Genomic DNA, 14,112 nt, shown 5'->3' with positions numbered 1-14,112 from the left:
GAACGCCCAGTGCCGCTCGTACGGCGCCCCCTCCGCGATCCACCGCCTCAGAAGCTCCACCTCCCGGGCCGTGAGCTTCTTGCCCGATTTCGGCGGCGGCATGGCCTCCCCGGGGTCCCGCGACGTGATCCGCCGAACAAGCTCGCTCTTTTCCGGCTTTCCGGGCACGATCGCCGCGTAGCCTCCGAGGTCCGCCGTGGCCCCTTCGCGCGTGTCCAGCCGCAGCGCCGAAGTGCGCGATTTCGAATCCGGACCATGACAGAGGACGCAGCGATCCGACAGAATGGGCCGGATGTCGCGGTTGAAGTCGATCGGAGCGGCACCGTCCCGGCGGGAGGACCGCTCGTCCGCTTCGGTCCTCGAAAAGCCGCCGAGGATCAGCAGCGCGGCCATCGGAATCGCTCGCCCCACGTTCGGCCCCCCGTCCTACTCTAATGTACAGTCGGCACGCGCCGGCGGCGCGTCCGCGGCGCTATTCTATATCTTTTTCCCGTGGAGCGCCGGGCCGGTAGGATCCGATCGAAATCCGTCGGGAGCGGCGCGCAGAAAAGCACCGCGGCGGCCGGCTTCTTGTTATGATCACGGGCGACGGCGGCCTTTCTGGGGGGGTAGCTCAGAGGTAGAGCAACGGTTTTTTAAGCCGTGGGTCGTGGGTTCGAATCCCACCCCCCTCACCATCGCGCGCCGGCCGCCTTACCGTTTGATCACTTGCAGGTGCAGAAGCTCGCCGTTCGCCTCCGTGTCGAAGCGGCAGGCCTGCGTGCCGAGCCGGCTCCTCATGCGGATCCCGTTCGGAAGCTCCCGCACCTGGGACTCTCCCGGATCCGCCGCGCGCAGCAACGCGGCAACGTCCGAGGCGGCGGGGACCTTGACCGCCGGCCGATCCGGCCGCGCCGCGAAGGCCTCCACGGCCGCGGCGCGCAGAAGCTTGGCCCAGAGCTTCCGAAAAAGCGCCGTCGTCGCGTAGATCTCGACGGAGGTCGGCTCGCCGTTGACGGCGAAGGACGCTCCCACGAGTTCCTCCCGGCCCTCCACGACTCCGACCAGGGCCTTCACGTACGCTTCCGTGCGATCCTTAACCTTGGGATCCTCCGCCGCCAGAACGTAGGACTCGTGCGGGCTCGCCGTCATCGCCTTGGCGGCCAGCGCCTGATTGACCTTGCGGCCCGCCTCCCACACCGCGGACTGGCTGCGTTCGCTCTTGAGGGCGATCTTTTGCTCGTTCGTGGCCACCCCAACCGAAGCGGTCTCAAACCTCAGACCTCCGCCTTGCCGAACCCGCCACCGGTCGGGCTCCACGCAGAAGACGTCCACCTTCGTCTTTCCCGAGCGCGGCGGGAGGATGAAGTCGATCGCGATCGTTCGATCCTGCTTGCCCCCCTTGACCGTGTCGCCCGCCTGAATGTAGACGGGCCGGTCCCCCGCGTTTTCCACCTCGAGCGCGTTCACTTCCGCGCCTTCGGCCTTCTCCGCCACGCGAAGCGCCCCCGCGTTCAGGGCCTCCTCGAGCGTCAGCATGCCCTCGTCCCCCCGGGGCGCGCCGGGCTTGCGGATCAGGAACACCGACAGGTTCTCATGCGTGAACGGTCCGAAAATCTCAAAGCCGCTTTCGGCGCTCCCCTCCAACCGCCCTCCGGGCGCGGTGCGATCGGGACCGCATGCCGCCGCCAGAACGACCGCCGCGAGAGCCCATCTCATACCTGCCTCCCGTCAATCCGCCTGTTTAATTAGACGGAACGCGGATCCCTCCGGATCGGCAAAAACGCCTCCGCCGCTCCGTAACGCCGACCGGGATAACCGCCTCGCGCTTTGGGGCGTCCCCCCTTCCGAACGCTCCCGCATGGCCAAGGAAGAAGCCGTCCGAGTCGAAGGAGTGGTCAAGGAGATGCTGCCCAACGGCATGTTCCGCGTCTCCCTGGCCCGAAACCCGTCCCACCTGATCCTGGCTCACGTGGCCGGCCGGATGAGGATGCATTTCGTCAAGATCCTTCCGGGAGACAAGGTCATCGTCGAGATGAGCCCCTACGACCTGACGCGGGGGCGGATCGTCTACCGGACGTCGGCCTGAGGAGAACGCCTCCATAACGTCCCCTCCGCGGCCGGGCTCCTTCAGGTGGGAAATTCGCTTCTGCCGCCGGCCGCCGCCGGCGGATGCATCTCCCGGTCCGGAGGAGTCCGTCATGACCTGTGCCGCCGAGGATCCCGCCGAGGAGCGCCGATCCCCCGGCGCCCGGAAGGGCGCGCGCCGCCGCGCGGCCGCCCGGAAGGCCGCCCGCACGCGGCTGAGCCGCCAGCCTCGCGCCGTCCGTGAACGGGCCGGCCGGAAGGCTGTGGCCCAAATGCCCAAGGGAACGCTGACCCCGGAGGCCCTCTCCGAACAGGCCCGCGAGGCGGCCGCGGCGCGCCCGCCTGAAGAACGCCGCCGGGCCGCGCAGAAGGCCGTCGAGACCAAGGGGCCGGAGACGCTCTCCGAGGCGGCCCGCAAGGCCGCGCAGACCCGGGCCCGGAAGGAGCGGCTCGAAGGCTGACCTCTCGTCCGAACGGCACGAAAGACCGCCCGTCGAAGGAGATTTGCCTCCATGGATACGGCCAGGAAGGTCAAAGACGTCATGTCGCGCGAGGTCGAGACCGCCCGCCCGAACATGACCGTCCGCGAAGCGGCCGAGACGATGAAGGCCCGGAACATCGGCTCTCTCCCCGTCTGCGAAGGCGACCGTCTCGTGGGCATCCTCACGGACCGCGACATCACCGTGCGGGTCATCGCGGAGGGAAAGGGTTCCTCCGAGACCCGGGTCGCCGACGTGATGACCCGGGCGCGTCTCCACACCGTGTCGGAGGACGCTCCTCTGGAGGAGGCGGAGCGGATCATGCACGACCGGCAGATCCGCCGCCTTCCGGTGATCGGCGCCGAAGGGGCGCGGGTCGGCTACCTCTCCCAGGCGAAAGTGGCGCGGGTCGAAAGCCCCAGCCGGGCGGGCAAGGTCCTCCAGGGAATCTCCCGGCCGGAGCCGCCGCCGCCGATGGAATCCTCCGCCCGCCGAAGCCGGCGGAAAACCGGATAGGAACCATGGGAGCCGCCCGGCGCCGCCGCGGCGGGTGGATCCGCCGCGTCCAGGAGACGTCCAACGCCCTGGACCTTCCCGAGGGGCTCTTCCGGGGTTCGCCGGAGGAGATCGCCCGCGGACTGAAACGCGCCGCCGAGCGGAGCCCGCGAACCCGGGCGCGCACGAAGTTCCAGTCCGCCATGTCCATGCTCAATTGGTTCATCAACCGCGCCGGGCGCGGCCTCTCCCCGGAACGGCGCGCGCGTCTGGAGCGGGCCAAGGCGGCGCTGAGAAGGGCCTTCGGGCGGGAGTGACCGCGGCCGGGCCCGGGTAACGCGCCGCTCCGGCCGGAATCGATATCAGGGCGGCTCAGAGCCGGAAGAAAGGAGCGGTTTATGGTGTGGGATCGAGGCGAGATCTACGTGTGCTCCAACCCCGACTGCGGGCTCGAGATCGTCGTGAACCGCGCCTCGCGGCACGCGCTCGCCGGTCCGCGAACGGTGGTCTGCCTGTGCGGCTCGCCGCTTCAGAAGAAGACCCTCTGAAGGGGGATCATTCCGGATCGGACCACGCCAGGCGGTCCCGGATCAGCTCCTTCAGGGCCTCGTCGTCCCAGGGTTTGCCGACGAGATCCATGAGCCCGATCTCGCCGGCCGAGATCAGCAGCGTCTCGCCCGGATAGCCCGTGAGCATGATCCGGCGGGTCCGCGGGGAGAAGGCCTTGGCGAGCTGCAGAAGCGTCGTTCCGCTCATTCCGGGCATCCGGTAGTCCGCCACGAGGACGGAGACCTCCCCCGTCCGCACCCAGGACAGCGCTTCCTCCGGATCGGTGGTGGTCCGCACCTCGTAGGGTTCCTCGCGCAAGAGACGCGCCAGGGCCGCCAGGATGTGAGGCTCGTCGTCCACGCAGACGACGAGCGTGCGCCCGGGAGGCTCCCCCCGGCGCGCGCGGGGACGCCGTGCCGGCTGCGTGCCCGTCATGTACCCTCCTTGACGGAAAGCGTCCGGCGCCCGCGGGCGGCCCCCGCGCCGCGCTCCATCGGCAGGCGAACGGTCACTTCGGTCCCCTCGCCGACCTTCGAGGAGACGGAGATCCTCCCGCCGTGCGCCCGGACGATCTTGTACGCCATATAAAGCCCGAGGCCGGTCCCTTTCCCGACGGGCTTGGTGGTGAAGAAAGGTTCGAAGAGCCGCTTGCGGTGCTCCGGCGGGATGCCCGAGCCCGTGTCGCGGATCCGCACGACCGCTTCGTCCCCCTCGCGCGAGGTCGAAACGAAGATCTCGCCCCGCTCGGAGATCGCCTGGGCGGCGTTGACGAGGAGGTTGATGAGAACCTGCTCGATCTCCCGGGGGCGGCAGGGAATCTTCGGCAGCGGCGCGAGCGAACGGGTCACCTTGGCCTTGTACTTGAGCTCTCCGGTGCAAAGGCGGATCGCGCTCTCGACGATCTCCGAGAGGTCCGCCTTCTCGGGTTCCCGCTCGTCGGGGCGGGAGAACGCCCGGAGGCCGGAGACGATGTCCCGGATGCGCACCGCCCCGTCTCTCGAATCCCGGACCGCCTGGACCAGGTCCTTGAGGAGGAACTCCGCGTCGATCTCCTTGCGGAGCCGGGCGAACTTCTCCTTGCAGCGGGCGGCGCGCGGGCCGGAAAGGGACCGGACGAGAGCGTCCGTTTCCCGGATGAACCGCTCCAGCGTCCCGGCATACCGTTCGAGCGCGCCCAGGTTCGACAGAATCCACCCGACGGGGTTGTTGATCTCATGGGCGACCCCCGCCGCCAGCTGTCCGATGGCCTGGAGCTTCTGGCCCCGGAGAAGCTGGACGAACATGCGGTTGCGCTCCTCCTCCAGGCGGCGGCGCTCCGCCAGTTCCTCCTGGAGCCGCGCGTTCGCCCGCACGAGCTCGGCCGTGCGCTCCTGGACATGGCGCTCGAGGTCCTCGTAGGCCTTCCGAAGCGCTTCCTCGGCCCGGCGGCGTTCGCGGCGGACCTCCGCTTCGGCGAGCCCGCGCCGCACCGCGGGCGCCAGCCGGGCCAGGCGGTCCTTCATGACGTAGTCGTGGGCGCCCGCCTTCATGGCCAGGACGGCCACGTCCTCGCCCACCGCGCCGGAAACGAGGATGAAAGGAATGTCGAGGCCGCGCTCCTGGAGGATCGCCAGAGCCTCCGGACCGCCGAACTGCGGAATCTGGTAGTCCGAGATGACGATATCCCAGGGCGCGCGGTCCAGGGCCGCCCGGAAGGCCTGGGGGGAATCGACGCGCTCGGCCGCGGGTTCGAACCCGCCGCGGCGCAGCTCGCGCAGAATCAGATCCGCGTCATCCCGGGAGTCCTCGACGAGGAGGACCCGGAGCGGCTGACCGCTCATAGTTCGAGCTCCTCGACGTCCAGGAACCGGGTGCGCCCTCCGATCCCTTCAAGGAACGTGCGCACCAAGCCGGACGGGTCGCCCAGGACCAGACGCGCCGGACCTCGGGACGCCCTCCGGACGATTTCCGAAAGAAGTTTCGAGATGGAGTCCCGAAGGCGCGGCAGGTCCTCCAGGCGGATCCGCTTCTCTTCTCCGGGGCCGGCCTCCAGCGCCCGCGCGAGGTCCGCCAGGACGTCCGCCCCCGAGCGATCCCGGCACGGGACGGCCGCCGGATTGGCGCCCCCCGGCCGCGGAAGGCATTCAAGAACGACGCGGCGCAGCTCTTCGTCGTCCCACGGCTTGGCGATGAGCCGAACCTGACCCCGGAGGGCGGGCGGGGGAAGATCCGGCGCGTCGGGGGAGGCCGTCAGGAGAATCCGGGCGGTGGAAGGAGAGCGGCGCTCAAAGGCGGTCACGAGTTCCGCCCCCGTCATTTTCGGCATCCGATGATCGGCGACGACCAGGTCCACGGGGCGGAGGCTCGCCCAGGCGAGCGCCTCCTCGGGATCGACGGTGGAAACGACCTCGCAGGGCTCCGTGCGAAGGAGCCGCTCCAGGCACCGCAGAACGGCCGGTTCGTCGTCCACGACGAGGACGAGCGGGAGCCGCGGGACTTCCCGGGCGGCCCGCATCCTTCCGAAGCCCGACCGTCGGGGAGCCGATCGCGTCATGGACTATTCCCTCCTTCCACTGCTTCCCCGGACGCGCGATGCGCTCCTTGCTCTTTTATACACATTCCGTATGGGTTTCGGCGTTATATACGATGAATTTCGCCGAAGGTGTCCGGAATCCGCCGACCTCAGGCGGCGGCTTCTCCCCCGGCGGCCGCCGGTGGGAGGAAGCGGCGGAACCACTCGGCCGCGCGGCGCGCGACTTCGTCCAGGGCCCCCGGCTCTTCGAAAAGGTGCGTGGCTCCCGGGAGGACGGCCAGCTCCTTGCGCGCGCGCAGGCGCTCATAGGCTTCGCGATTCCATTCCAGGACGGGGTGATCTTCGCTCCCCACGATCAGGAGGGTGGGGGCCTGGACCCGGTCGAGCACGTCTTCCGCCAGGTCGGGCCGCCCGCCCCGGCAGACCACCGCGCCGATCTCCGGGCCCAGGGCGGCGGCGGCGCGCAGGGCGGCGGCGGCGCCCGTCGAAGCCCCGAAGTACCCCACCCGGAGCGACGCGCCGGGCGCGGTGCCCCGGAACCAGGCCGTAATTCTCTCGAGCCGCGCCGCCAGAAGGTCGATGTCGAACCGCGCGTCCAGGTCGGCGTCCTCGAACGGAGTCAGAAGATCCGCCAGAAGCGTCCCCAGCCCGGCCGCGCGGAGCCGCTCCGCGACGTGCCGGTTGCGCGGGCTCCACCGGCTGCTGCCGCTGCCGTGCGCGAAAAGGACCATCCCTTCCGCCCCGGCCGGAATCTGAAGGGACCCTTCAACCGAGACCTCCCCGACCGGAATTCGAAGGGGATCCTCGAAGACCGGCGGCACCCCCGGCGGGCGTTCGCGCTCCATGGGATCTCCTCCCGGTTGACGCGGAGCGAAGGGGGGTGTGACGGGCGTTACTTCTTGACCCCGCCGGCGGATTCGGTTTCGACGAGCGGTCGCGTGGCGCGCCGGAGGAAGAGGATGGAGAAGCAGGTGTCCCAGGTGGTGTTGAACCAGTCGGTGTCCTTGCCCCACGACCCGTCGGGGTTCTGCGCCTTCAGGATCGCGTTGGCCCCGTCGCGGTACCAAACGCGGCCCCCGATGTCCTCGGTGCCGTACAGGATGCACGCGCGCTCCAGGGCGTACATGTAGTACGTGTTCCAGGGCTGGATGGAATAATGCTGGTGGAGCCAGTTCATCCCGGCCCGGACGTAGGAATCCTTCTTCCAGTCCCGGTCGAGCATGTAGTCGTAGATCACGAGACTTCCCACGCCCCCGGCGGTCATGGCGTGGTAGGGATTTCGGTCGCCGTGCTCGCCGAGGCCGGGCATCGTGTAGTTCCACCCCTCGATCTTTCCGCTCACTCCCGAGGGAACGGGCGGAAGCTTGACGGGCTTTCCCTCCTTGTCCGTCTTGCGGTCGGCGAACTGGCTCGCGCGCCACCACTTCACCGCCAGGTAGACCACGTTCTCCGGAATGCCGACTCCGGCGTCGTAACAGGCCCGCAAACCGAGCGCCGCGTACTGGCTGTTCGAATTGTCGCCGGTGGCGGGCCCCTCCTTGAGCTTGCGGACGGTCACCCGCTGGCGCACCCGGGGCTTGCCGTCCTTGTCCAGGTCCTTCCCGCCCCGCGGGTCACCGCTGGCGACGAGCGCCGGAATCTTCACCTCGTTGACGTATTCGCTGGGACTGCCGTAGCTCCACTGGCCGTTCTGGCACTGGTTGTCCACGAGAAACTGGGCGCACCGGGCGATCTTCTCCTGATACTTCACCCGGTCCAGCTCCTCCAGGCACATGGCCAGAAGCGCCACCTTGTAGGTCTTCTCCAGCGGCTCGGACATCACGCTCTGGAAAAGCTGCCGGAACTTCGGATCGTCCTCGGGAATGCCGGCATGGATGAAGGTCCAGAGAATCAGAACATCCGAATTGCGATAGGCGTTGTGAAAGTCGGGCGACTTGGCGGTGCGGAGAAATTCGATGCCCCGTTTGATGGCGCGGTCCACGGCGATCTCGTCGACGCCCGCGACCGGCGGAAGATCCCGCTTATCCTGAGCCGCCGCCGCGGGAGTCAGAAAGAGCGCCAGCGCCAGAACCGCGCCCTTGCTTCGATGCCCGCCCACGAGGGCCGATTCTAAGGCCCCTCCGCCGCCCGGTCAAGAAGGGACGCACGGTAGTCGTGGCTCCGCAGGGAAAGGCCGATTATACTGCCCGGCATGGTCTCCTTGGCCGAGATCCGCGCGGCGCGCGAGATTGTCGCCGCCGCGGCGATCCGGACTCCGCTTCTCCCGCTCAAGGTCTCCGACCGCCCGGGCGTCTACCTCAAGTGCGAGAACCTCCAGCGCGGCGGCGCCTTCAAAATCCGGGGCGCCTTCCACAAGATTTCCCGCCTTCCTCCCGATTGCCCGGGCGTCACCGCCTCCTCCAGCGGCAACCACGCCCAGGCGGTGGCGCTGGCGGCGGCGCGGCGGGGCCTCAAGGCCGTGATCGTCATGCTCGACCAGTCCGTGCCGCACAAACTCGAAGCCACGCGGGCGCTCGGCGCGGAGGTCATCCTGGGCGGCCGCACGAGCGTCGCCCTCAAGGAGCGCGCGGAGCGCGAGGCGGCCGAGCGCGGATTCGTCTACGTTCCGCCCTTCGACGATCCCGAAATCATCGCCGGCCAGGGCACCGTGGGGCTGGAAATCCTGGAGGATCTGCCGGACGTCCGGTCCGTCGTCGTGCCCGTCGGGGGCGGAGGCCTCATCAGTGGGATCGCCGCCGCGATCAAGGAATCGCGGCCGCACGTCCGGGTCTTCGGCGCCGAGCCCGAGGGGGCTCCGAAGATGACGCTCTCCCTCCGGGAGGGCCGGATCGTCACGATCCCCGAACCCCAGACCGTGGCCGACGGGCTGAAACCCTCGCGGGTCGGGGAGCTGACCTTCGAGCACGCGCGGCGCACCGTGGACGGCATGGCCCTCGTGAGCGACGCGGAGATCCTGGCGGCCGCGCGGCATCTCCTCCTGCGGGAGAAACTCGTGGTGGAGCCCTCCGGCGCCGCCGCGCTGGCCGCGATCCTTTCCGGAAAGCTCCCCCTTCCCGACGGGCCCGCGGTCGCCGTCCTCTCGGGAGGCAACGCGGACGTCCGCCGGATTCTGGATTCGTAATCCTTCAAGGACGGGACCCGATGGCCGCGAAAGGCGTCGTCCTGGCGCTCCTTCTGGCGGCGGCCCAGGACCCCGAAACGGAACTGGCCCGCCGATGCGACACCCAGATTCCCTGGATCTCGGACGGAACCGAACTCATCGACATGGAGCTCGCCGCCGGCCATCACCCGCAGCACCCCGAAGAGCGAAGGCCGCGGAACTTCGACGTGGACCGCCTGCCGCTCCTCGAAAAGGCGCGCGCCGAGGCGGCCGCCCGCAAGCGCCTGATCCTTCTCTACTGCCCCCGGACGGCGGGCCTCCACATGTACCGCGCGACGCTTCTGGACCGGTACATGAGAATCGCCGTCTTCACGGACCCCGCGTTCGTCGATCTCGTCCGCGCGAAGTTCGTCCCGCTGCGCCTCGTGGCCGACGAAAAGATCCAGACCGCGCTCGGCCTGAAACCCTTCGGCTTCTTGGAGCCGGGCTTCGCCGTCCTGACGCCCGACGGGAAGGTCGTCCACCGCATCGACCGCCTGCGGACCTTCAACGCGGACTGGTTCCGCGCCGTCCTCCGCGCGGTGCTGCGGGCTCACCCGGAGTACAACCGTCCGGCGGGCGAATCGGTCGCCGATCTCCTCCGCGGCGGGGACGACGAGGAGGCGTGGGGGCGCGCGTCGGCGGACGGGCGGGCGGCGATCCTGCGCCGTTCCGGACGGTTCGAGGAAGTCCTGGCGCTCGAGACCTCGCCGCTCCAGCGCGGACTGGCCCTTCTCGGCCTCAAGCGCTTCGACGAAGCGCGCCGGCTTCTCGAGCAGGCGGAGGGACCCGAAGCCCTCTACCACCTCGCGGCCCTCGACGCCTGGACGGGAAAAGATCCCGGACCGCGCCTTCGGGCGCTCGCCCGCGCCCATCCGGAATCGCCCTGGGGTTGGCGCGCGGCGGCCAACGCCGTTCCGGCCGAGGACTCCCTCCCCCTGGGGCCGATGGCCCATCATCTGGAGGACTTCTTCCTGCGGCCGCCCGCCGGAACGCCGACCGACACGCGACGCCCCGCGACGGACGCCGAAGCGGCGGCGCGCGACGCGCTGGATTTCCTCCTGCGCGCGCAGCGCGAGGACGGCGGCTGGCGGGACGCGCGCTACGCGTACTGGCCGGACCCCGAAATCCTCCCCAACGTCTGGGGGGCCGTCACGGCCCTGGCGGCCTGGGCGCTGTGGGAATGGCGGGACCGGGCCCCCGGCCGTGCCGAGGAGGCGCTCCGGCGCGCGGACGCGTACCTGCGGGACGACCGCCGCCTGGCCCCCGGACGCAACGAGGAGTGCTACGCCCAGGCCTTCCGGCTGCGCTACTTCGCGGCCCGCGGGGACGTAGCCGCCCTGGACCGCGTCGTCGCGCGCCTGGCGGAGATCCAGGACGCGGCCGGCCACTGGGCGCACGAATACCCGAATCCGTTCTCGACGGCCGTCGTGGTCCTCGCGCTCCACGAAGCCCGCCGGGCCGGCGCCGACGTGCCGGAGGCGCTCTTCCGCCGCGCCGCCGGCGCGCTGCTCTCCAAACGGGGCGATCGCGGCCGCCAGCCCTATCGCGCCGAAGATCCGGGCCCCGACAGCGAGAAGAATTCGATGTCCCGGAGCGCCCTCTGCGAGCTGGCGCTCCAGGCGTGCGGCCGCGCGTCCCGCGACGACGTGGCCGCCGCCGTCGAATCCTTCTGGAAGTTCGCCGACCGCCTCGAAGCGGTCCGCCTGTGCGATTACCATTCGGACGGCCGCCTGGCGGGCTTCTTCTACTTCCACGCCTACCTTCCCCTGGCCGAAGCGGTCCGCTCGCTCGGTCCCGGCCCGGCGTCCGAGGCCGGGCTCGAACGGATCCGGCGGCGGATCCTGGCGATTCCCGAGTGGGACGGAAGCTTCCTCGACAGCCACGAGATCGGCAAGAGCTACGGCACCGCGGCGGCGCTCCTGATCCTCCGCCGGACCGCCCGCCCGTAACGCCCGCGCCCTCCTCGGATTCGTTCTTTTGGACGGATCCCTGCATCCCTGCGCGTCTTGAAAGGACATTCGCCATGATCATGCCCCTTTGGGACGTCGGCGAACCCTTCCGCCGGTTCCGCGACGCGATGGACCGGCTCTTCGCCGACTTCGAGCAGGATCTCTTCGCCCCGGCCGGCGCCGAGAGGCCGGCGGCCGGCACCTTTCCCCCCGTCAATGTGTGGGAAGACGACGAAAACCTGTATGCCGAGGCCGAGCTCCCCGGGCTGCGGAGGGACGACCTCGAGGTCTCCGTCCACGGACGCGAGCTGACGCTTCGCGGCCGGCGCCGGGAACCCGAGGAGGCCGAAGCGACCTACCGCCGGCGCGAACGGCCGGTCGGGGAGTTCGTACGGGTCCTCGAGCTGCCCGCGTCCGTCGACGCCGACCGCGTGAGCGCCTTCCTCGAGAACGGCGTTCTGACGCTCATGCTGCCCAAGGCGGCCGAGGCCAGGCGCCGGCGGATCGAGGTCCGGCGGCCGGAGCCGGCGAAGAAGGAGGCGTAGCCATGGAACGGCCCCGAGAGGAACCCCGCGTCCCGGTCTTCCGGCCCGACGTGGACGTGCTGGAGCGTCCGGACGAGATCGTCGTGCGCGCCGACCTTCAGGGCGTCCCGCCCGACGGCATCGACGTGCGCTTCGAAAACGGCGTCCTCACGCTCCGGGGGCAGGTCCGGCGGCGCGGACCGGAGGAGCCGGAGTATCTTCTCCAGGAATACGAGGCGGGCGACTATGCCGACGACCTCGACGTGGGCGAGGCGATCGACGCGGCGGGCATCCGCGCCGAGTGCGCCGACGGCGTCCTGACCGTCCGCCTGCCCAAGGCGCCGGCCGCGCGGCCGCGCCGGATCGAAGTCCGCGCGAAGTGACCTTCTTTTCGGGAGGACGGACCATGAAGCTGATTCCCGCGAGATCCCGGCGCCGCGGCGGAGAGATCACCCGGGGCGCCGGAACGGCCGGGCCGCCTTGGGCGCGGCTGCGCTCGGAAATGGACCGTCTCTTCGAGCGCTTTTTCCAGGAACCCTGGGCGGCGCTGGCGGAGACGTTCGGACCGGGACGCGCCTGGATGCCTTCCGTGGACGTGCTCGACTCGGAGAAGGAGGTCACCGTCCGGGCCGAAGTCCCGGGCCTGGGTCCCGAGGATGTCGAGGTGACCCTTTCCGGCGCCACGCTTCTTCTGCGCGGCGAGAAGAAGGAGGAGCGCGAGGAGCGCGGGCGGGCGTATTACCGGGCGGAGCGCCGCTACGGGGCCTTCCGGCGCGCGATCCCGCTGCCCCCGGGCGTGGATCCCGCCACGGTGAGCGCGGAGTACGACAAGGGGGTCCTGACGGTGCGGATCGCCAAGAGCGAGCAGGCCCGCCCCCGGCGCATCGAGGTCGTGCCCCGCGCGTAAGCCCGCTCAGCCGCCGGAAGCGCGGCCGCTGCGGGCGCGCGCCACGCGGACCGCCGCGGGACGGAGCACCCGCCCGTGCATCATCCACCCGGGCCGGATCTCCTCGAGCACCGTGCCGTCCGGATGCTCGTCCGTTTCCTCCACGGCCACGGCTTCATGCAGGAAAGGGTCGAAAGGCCGCCCCTCCGCCTCGATGGGGACGATCCCGTGCCTGGCCAGGACGCGGAGGAACTCGCGTTCGAGGATCTTGAGGGAACGCATCAGAGTGGGCTCCTCGAACCGCGCCCAGACGAAGCTGTCGATGGCCGGCAGGAAATCCCGGACGAACTCCTCGACGGCCCGGCGCTTCCACTCCTCGCGCTCGCGCCGGACGCGGTCCTGGTAGTTCAGGAACTCCGCCTTCCATCGGCGAGCCAGGTCCAGGTATTCGGCCGCCTCCCGCCGCAGCCGGGCCTCCTCCTCGGGTTCCATGGCCGCGCCTTCGTCATCCGGCCCGACGTTCGTCTTCCGGACGGGTCCGGAACTCCGCGTCGATCACCTTCTCCCCGCCGCCGGGCGAAGGGGCCTCTCCGCGCCGGCGGGCGGCCTCCTCGTAGAGCGCGCGCGAGATCTCATGCATGATGCGGGTCAGCCCTTCCAGCTCCCGCCGGATCTCCGGAAGGGTCTCCCCGTCCTTCGCCCGGCGGAGTCTTTCGATCGCCGCCGTCACGCGCTCCCGGTCGGCGGAGGACACCCTGTCGGCCTGCTCGCGGAGCATCTTCTCGGCGGAGTAGACCGCGTGCTCGGCTTCATTGCGCGCTTCGGCCAGTTCCTTGCGCCGCCGGTCCTTGTCGGCGAACTGCTCGGCCTCCGTGACCATCCGCTGGATGTCCGCCTCGGAAAGCCCCGTCGTCGCCGTGATGCGGATCGCCTGCTCCCGGCCGGTGGCCAGGTCCTTCGCCGAGACATGCAGGATCCCGTTGGCGTCGATGTCGAAGGTCACCTCGATCTGGGGCACGCCGCGCGGGGCGGGCGGAATCCCGGTCAGATCGAACCGGCCCAGCAGACGGTTGTCGTCCGCCATGGGGCGCTCGCCCTGGTAGACCTCCACGGTGACGCCCGTCTGGTTGTCCGCGGCCGTCGAGAAGATCTGAGAGCGTCGCGTGGGGATATGGGAGTTTCGGGCCACGAGGGGGGCCATGAGACCGCCTTCGACCTTGATGCCCAGGGTCAAGGGCGTCACGTCGAGGAGAAGGACTTCCCGCATCTCCCCGGCCAGGACGCCGGCCTGGATGGCGGCCCCCACCGCGACGACCTCGTCCGGATTGACCGACCGGTTGGGCTCCCGCCCGAAGAAGTCCTTCACCCGCTTCTGCACCATCGGGATCCGCGTCGAGCCCCCGACCAGCACCACCTCCTCGATGTCCCGCGGCTTCAGCCGCGCGTCCGCCAGCGCCTGCTCGCACGGCCGCAGCGTGCTCTCCACCAGGTCCCCGATCAGCTGCTCCA

19 protein-coding genes and 1 tRNA gene are annotated in these 14,112 nt (G+C 70.1%); 11 read left to right on the top strand and 9 right to left on the bottom strand.

The window, feature by feature from the left end:
• A partial coding sequence (locus VNO22_00960; GenBank protein HXG59917.1) for a c-type cytochrome domain-containing protein occupies positions 1-393 on the bottom strand: 393 nt, incomplete at its 3' end.
• 209 nt (positions 394-602) lie between these two features.
• On the opposite strand from VNO22_00960, the gene VNO22_00955 reads away from it, so the two are divergent.
• Positions 603-677: transfer RNA gene (locus tag VNO22_00955), tRNA-Lys, on the top strand.
• 16 nt (positions 678-693) lie between these two features.
• On the opposite strand, the gene VNO22_00950 is transcribed toward VNO22_00955, so the two are convergent.
• The gene (locus VNO22_00950; GenBank protein ID HXG59916.1) at positions 694-1,698 is read right to left on the bottom strand and encodes a DUF6569 family protein; all 1,005 of its coding nucleotides are present in this window, start codon (positions 1,696-1,698) and stop codon (positions 694-696) included.
• 142 nt (positions 1,699-1,840) lie between these two features.
• On the opposite strand from VNO22_00950, the gene infA reads away from it, so the two are divergent.
• The 5 genes from infA to VNO22_00925 all read left to right on the top strand — a co-directional run bounded on the left by infA (position 1,841) and on the right by VNO22_00925 (position 3,589).
• The gene (gene infA / locus VNO22_00945; GenBank protein HXG59915.1) at positions 1,841-2,068 is read left to right on the top strand and encodes a translation initiation factor IF-1; all 228 of its coding nucleotides are present in this window, start codon (positions 1,841-1,843) and stop codon (positions 2,066-2,068) included.
• A 112-nt stretch (positions 2,069-2,180) separates the two neighbouring features.
• A complete protein-coding gene (locus tag VNO22_00940; protein ID HXG59914.1) occupies positions 2,181-2,528 on the top strand; it encodes a hypothetical protein in 348 nt (115 codons plus the stop codon).
• A 51-nt stretch (positions 2,529-2,579) separates the two neighbouring features.
• A complete protein-coding gene (locus tag VNO22_00935) occupies positions 2,580-3,062 on the top strand; it encodes a CBS domain-containing protein (GenBank protein HXG59913.1) in 483 nt (160 codons plus the stop codon).
• A 5-nt stretch (positions 3,063-3,067) separates the two neighbouring features.
• Positions 3,068-3,358, top strand: a complete 291-nt coding sequence (locus VNO22_00930; protein HXG59912.1) for a DUF3175 domain-containing protein — start codon at positions 3,068-3,070, stop codon at positions 3,356-3,358.
• Between the two features lie 81 nt (positions 3,359-3,439).
• Complete coding sequence (locus tag VNO22_00925; GenBank protein HXG59911.1) at positions 3,440-3,589, top strand: hypothetical protein; 150 nt, start codon at positions 3,440-3,442, stop codon at positions 3,587-3,589.
• Positions 3,590-3,596: 7 nt separating this feature from the next.
• Here VNO22_00925 and VNO22_00920 read toward each other — a convergent pair whose 3' ends face one another.
• The 5 genes from VNO22_00920 to VNO22_00900 form a co-directional block, all read right to left on the bottom strand.
• Positions 3,597-4,025, bottom strand: a complete 429-nt coding sequence (locus VNO22_00920; protein HXG59910.1) for a response regulator — start codon at positions 4,023-4,025, stop codon at positions 3,597-3,599.
• Positions 4,022-5,410 carry an ATP-binding protein gene (locus VNO22_00915; GenBank protein HXG59909.1) on the bottom strand — a complete coding sequence of 463 codons (1,389 nt, stop codon included), beginning with the start codon at positions 5,408-5,410 and terminating at the stop codon, positions 4,022-4,024. The genes VNO22_00920 and VNO22_00915 overlap by 4 nt, the downstream gene beginning before the upstream one ends.
• Positions 5,407-6,123, bottom strand: a complete 717-nt coding sequence (locus tag VNO22_00910) for a response regulator (GenBank protein ID HXG59908.1) — start codon at positions 6,121-6,123, stop codon at positions 5,407-5,409. The genes VNO22_00915 and VNO22_00910 overlap by 4 nt, the downstream gene beginning before the upstream one ends.
• Before the next feature lie 128 nt (positions 6,124-6,251).
• A complete protein-coding gene (locus tag VNO22_00905) occupies positions 6,252-6,947 on the bottom strand; it encodes a dienelactone hydrolase family protein (protein HXG59907.1) in 696 nt (231 codons plus the stop codon).
• 47 nt (positions 6,948-6,994) lie between these two features.
• Positions 6,995-8,200 (bottom strand): hypothetical protein, encoded by a 1,206-nt coding sequence (locus VNO22_00900; protein ID HXG59906.1) that lies wholly within the window; start codon positions 8,198-8,200, stop codon positions 6,995-6,997.
• 93 nt (positions 8,201-8,293) lie between these two features.
• On the opposite strand from VNO22_00900, the gene VNO22_00895 reads away from it, so the two are divergent.
• The 5 genes from VNO22_00895 (at position 8,294) to VNO22_00875 (ending at position 12,624) form a co-directional block, all read left to right on the top strand.
• A complete protein-coding gene (locus VNO22_00895; GenBank protein HXG59905.1) occupies positions 8,294-9,223 on the top strand; it encodes a threonine/serine dehydratase in 930 nt (309 codons plus the stop codon).
• A gap of 20 nt (positions 9,224-9,243) precedes the next feature.
• Complete coding sequence (locus VNO22_00890; protein HXG59904.1) at positions 9,244-11,193, top strand: hypothetical protein; 1,950 nt, start codon at positions 9,244-9,246, stop codon at positions 11,191-11,193.
• A 74-nt stretch (positions 11,194-11,267) separates the two neighbouring features.
• Entirely contained in the window at positions 11,268-11,738 is a 471-nt protein-coding gene (locus VNO22_00885) for an Hsp20/alpha crystallin family protein (GenBank protein ID HXG59903.1), read from the top strand.
• A gap of 2 nt (positions 11,739-11,740) precedes the next feature.
• Positions 11,741-12,100, top strand: coding sequence for an Hsp20/alpha crystallin family protein (locus VNO22_00880; GenBank protein HXG59902.1), 360 nt, complete (start codon positions 11,741-11,743; stop codon positions 12,098-12,100).
• A gap of 23 nt (positions 12,101-12,123) precedes the next feature.
• Positions 12,124-12,624: an Hsp20/alpha crystallin family protein gene (locus tag VNO22_00875; GenBank protein ID HXG59901.1), complete on the top strand. Its 501-nt coding sequence runs from the start codon at positions 12,124-12,126 to the stop codon at positions 12,622-12,624.
• A 6-nt stretch (positions 12,625-12,630) separates the two neighbouring features.
• Here the strand turns inward: VNO22_00875 and VNO22_00870 are convergent, their stop codons facing one another.
• Entirely contained in the window at positions 12,631-13,095 is a 465-nt protein-coding gene (locus VNO22_00870) for a nucleotide exchange factor GrpE (GenBank protein ID HXG59900.1), read from the bottom strand.
• 13 nt (positions 13,096-13,108) lie between these two features.
• On the bottom strand, positions 13,109-14,112 hold a 1,004-nt coding region (locus VNO22_00865), incomplete at its 5' end, for an Hsp70 family protein (GenBank protein HXG59899.1).

It is taken from the genome of Planctomycetota bacterium (assembly GCA_035574235.1).
In the GTDB taxonomy this organism is placed as follows: domain Bacteria; phylum Planctomycetota; class MHYJ01; order MHYJ01; family JACPRB01; genus DATLZA01.
This window is presented reverse-complemented; position numbering and strand designations above follow the sequence as displayed.

What these genes read in the sequence shown, in the direction of transcription:
- VNO22_00940 (HXG59914.1), top strand. Translation starts at nt 2,181, where the DNA reads ATGACCTGTGCCGCCGAGGATCCCGCCGAGGAGCGCCGATCCCCCGGC.
- infA (HXG59915.1), top strand. Translation starts at nt 1,841, where the DNA reads ATGGCCAAGGAAGAAGCCGTCCGAGTCGAAGGAGTGGTCAAGGAGATG.
- VNO22_00930 (HXG59912.1), top strand. Translation starts at nt 3,068, where the DNA reads ATGGGAGCCGCCCGGCGCCGCCGCGGCGGGTGGATCCGCCGCGTCCAG.
- VNO22_00915 (HXG59909.1), bottom strand. Translation starts at nt 5,410, where the DNA reads ATGAGCGGTCAGCCGCTCCGGGTCCTCCTCGTCGAGGACTCCCGGGAT.
- VNO22_00925 (HXG59911.1), top strand. Translation starts at nt 3,440, where the DNA reads ATGGTGTGGGATCGAGGCGAGATCTACGTGTGCTCCAACCCCGACTGC.
- VNO22_00910 (HXG59908.1), bottom strand. Translation starts at nt 6,123, where the DNA reads ATGACGCGATCGGCTCCCCGACGGTCGGGCTTCGGAAGGATGCGGGCC.
- VNO22_00890 (HXG59904.1), top strand. Translation starts at nt 9,244, where the DNA reads ATGGCCGCGAAAGGCGTCGTCCTGGCGCTCCTTCTGGCGGCGGCCCAG.
- VNO22_00935 (HXG59913.1), top strand. Translation starts at nt 2,580, where the DNA reads ATGGATACGGCCAGGAAGGTCAAAGACGTCATGTCGCGCGAGGTCGAG.
- VNO22_00885 (HXG59903.1), top strand. Translation starts at nt 11,268, where the DNA reads ATGATCATGCCCCTTTGGGACGTCGGCGAACCCTTCCGCCGGTTCCGC.
- VNO22_00870 (HXG59900.1), bottom strand. Translation starts at nt 13,095, where the DNA reads ATGGAACCCGAGGAGGAGGCCCGGCTGCGGCGGGAGGCGGCCGAATAC.
- VNO22_00920 (HXG59910.1), bottom strand. Translation starts at nt 4,025, where the DNA reads ATGACGGGCACGCAGCCGGCACGGCGTCCCCGCGCGCGCCGGGGGGAG.
- VNO22_00950 (HXG59916.1), bottom strand. Translation starts at nt 1,698, where the DNA reads ATGAGATGGGCTCTCGCGGCGGTCGTTCTGGCGGCGGCATGCGGTCCC.
- VNO22_00905 (HXG59907.1), bottom strand. Translation starts at nt 6,947, where the DNA reads ATGGAGCGCGAACGCCCGCCGGGGGTGCCGCCGGTCTTCGAGGATCCC.
- VNO22_00875 (HXG59901.1), top strand. Translation starts at nt 12,124, where the DNA reads ATGAAGCTGATTCCCGCGAGATCCCGGCGCCGCGGCGGAGAGATCACC.
- VNO22_00880 (HXG59902.1), top strand. Translation starts at nt 11,741, where the DNA reads ATGGAACGGCCCCGAGAGGAACCCCGCGTCCCGGTCTTCCGGCCCGAC.
- VNO22_00895 (HXG59905.1), top strand. Translation starts at nt 8,294, where the DNA reads ATGGTCTCCTTGGCCGAGATCCGCGCGGCGCGCGAGATTGTCGCCGCC.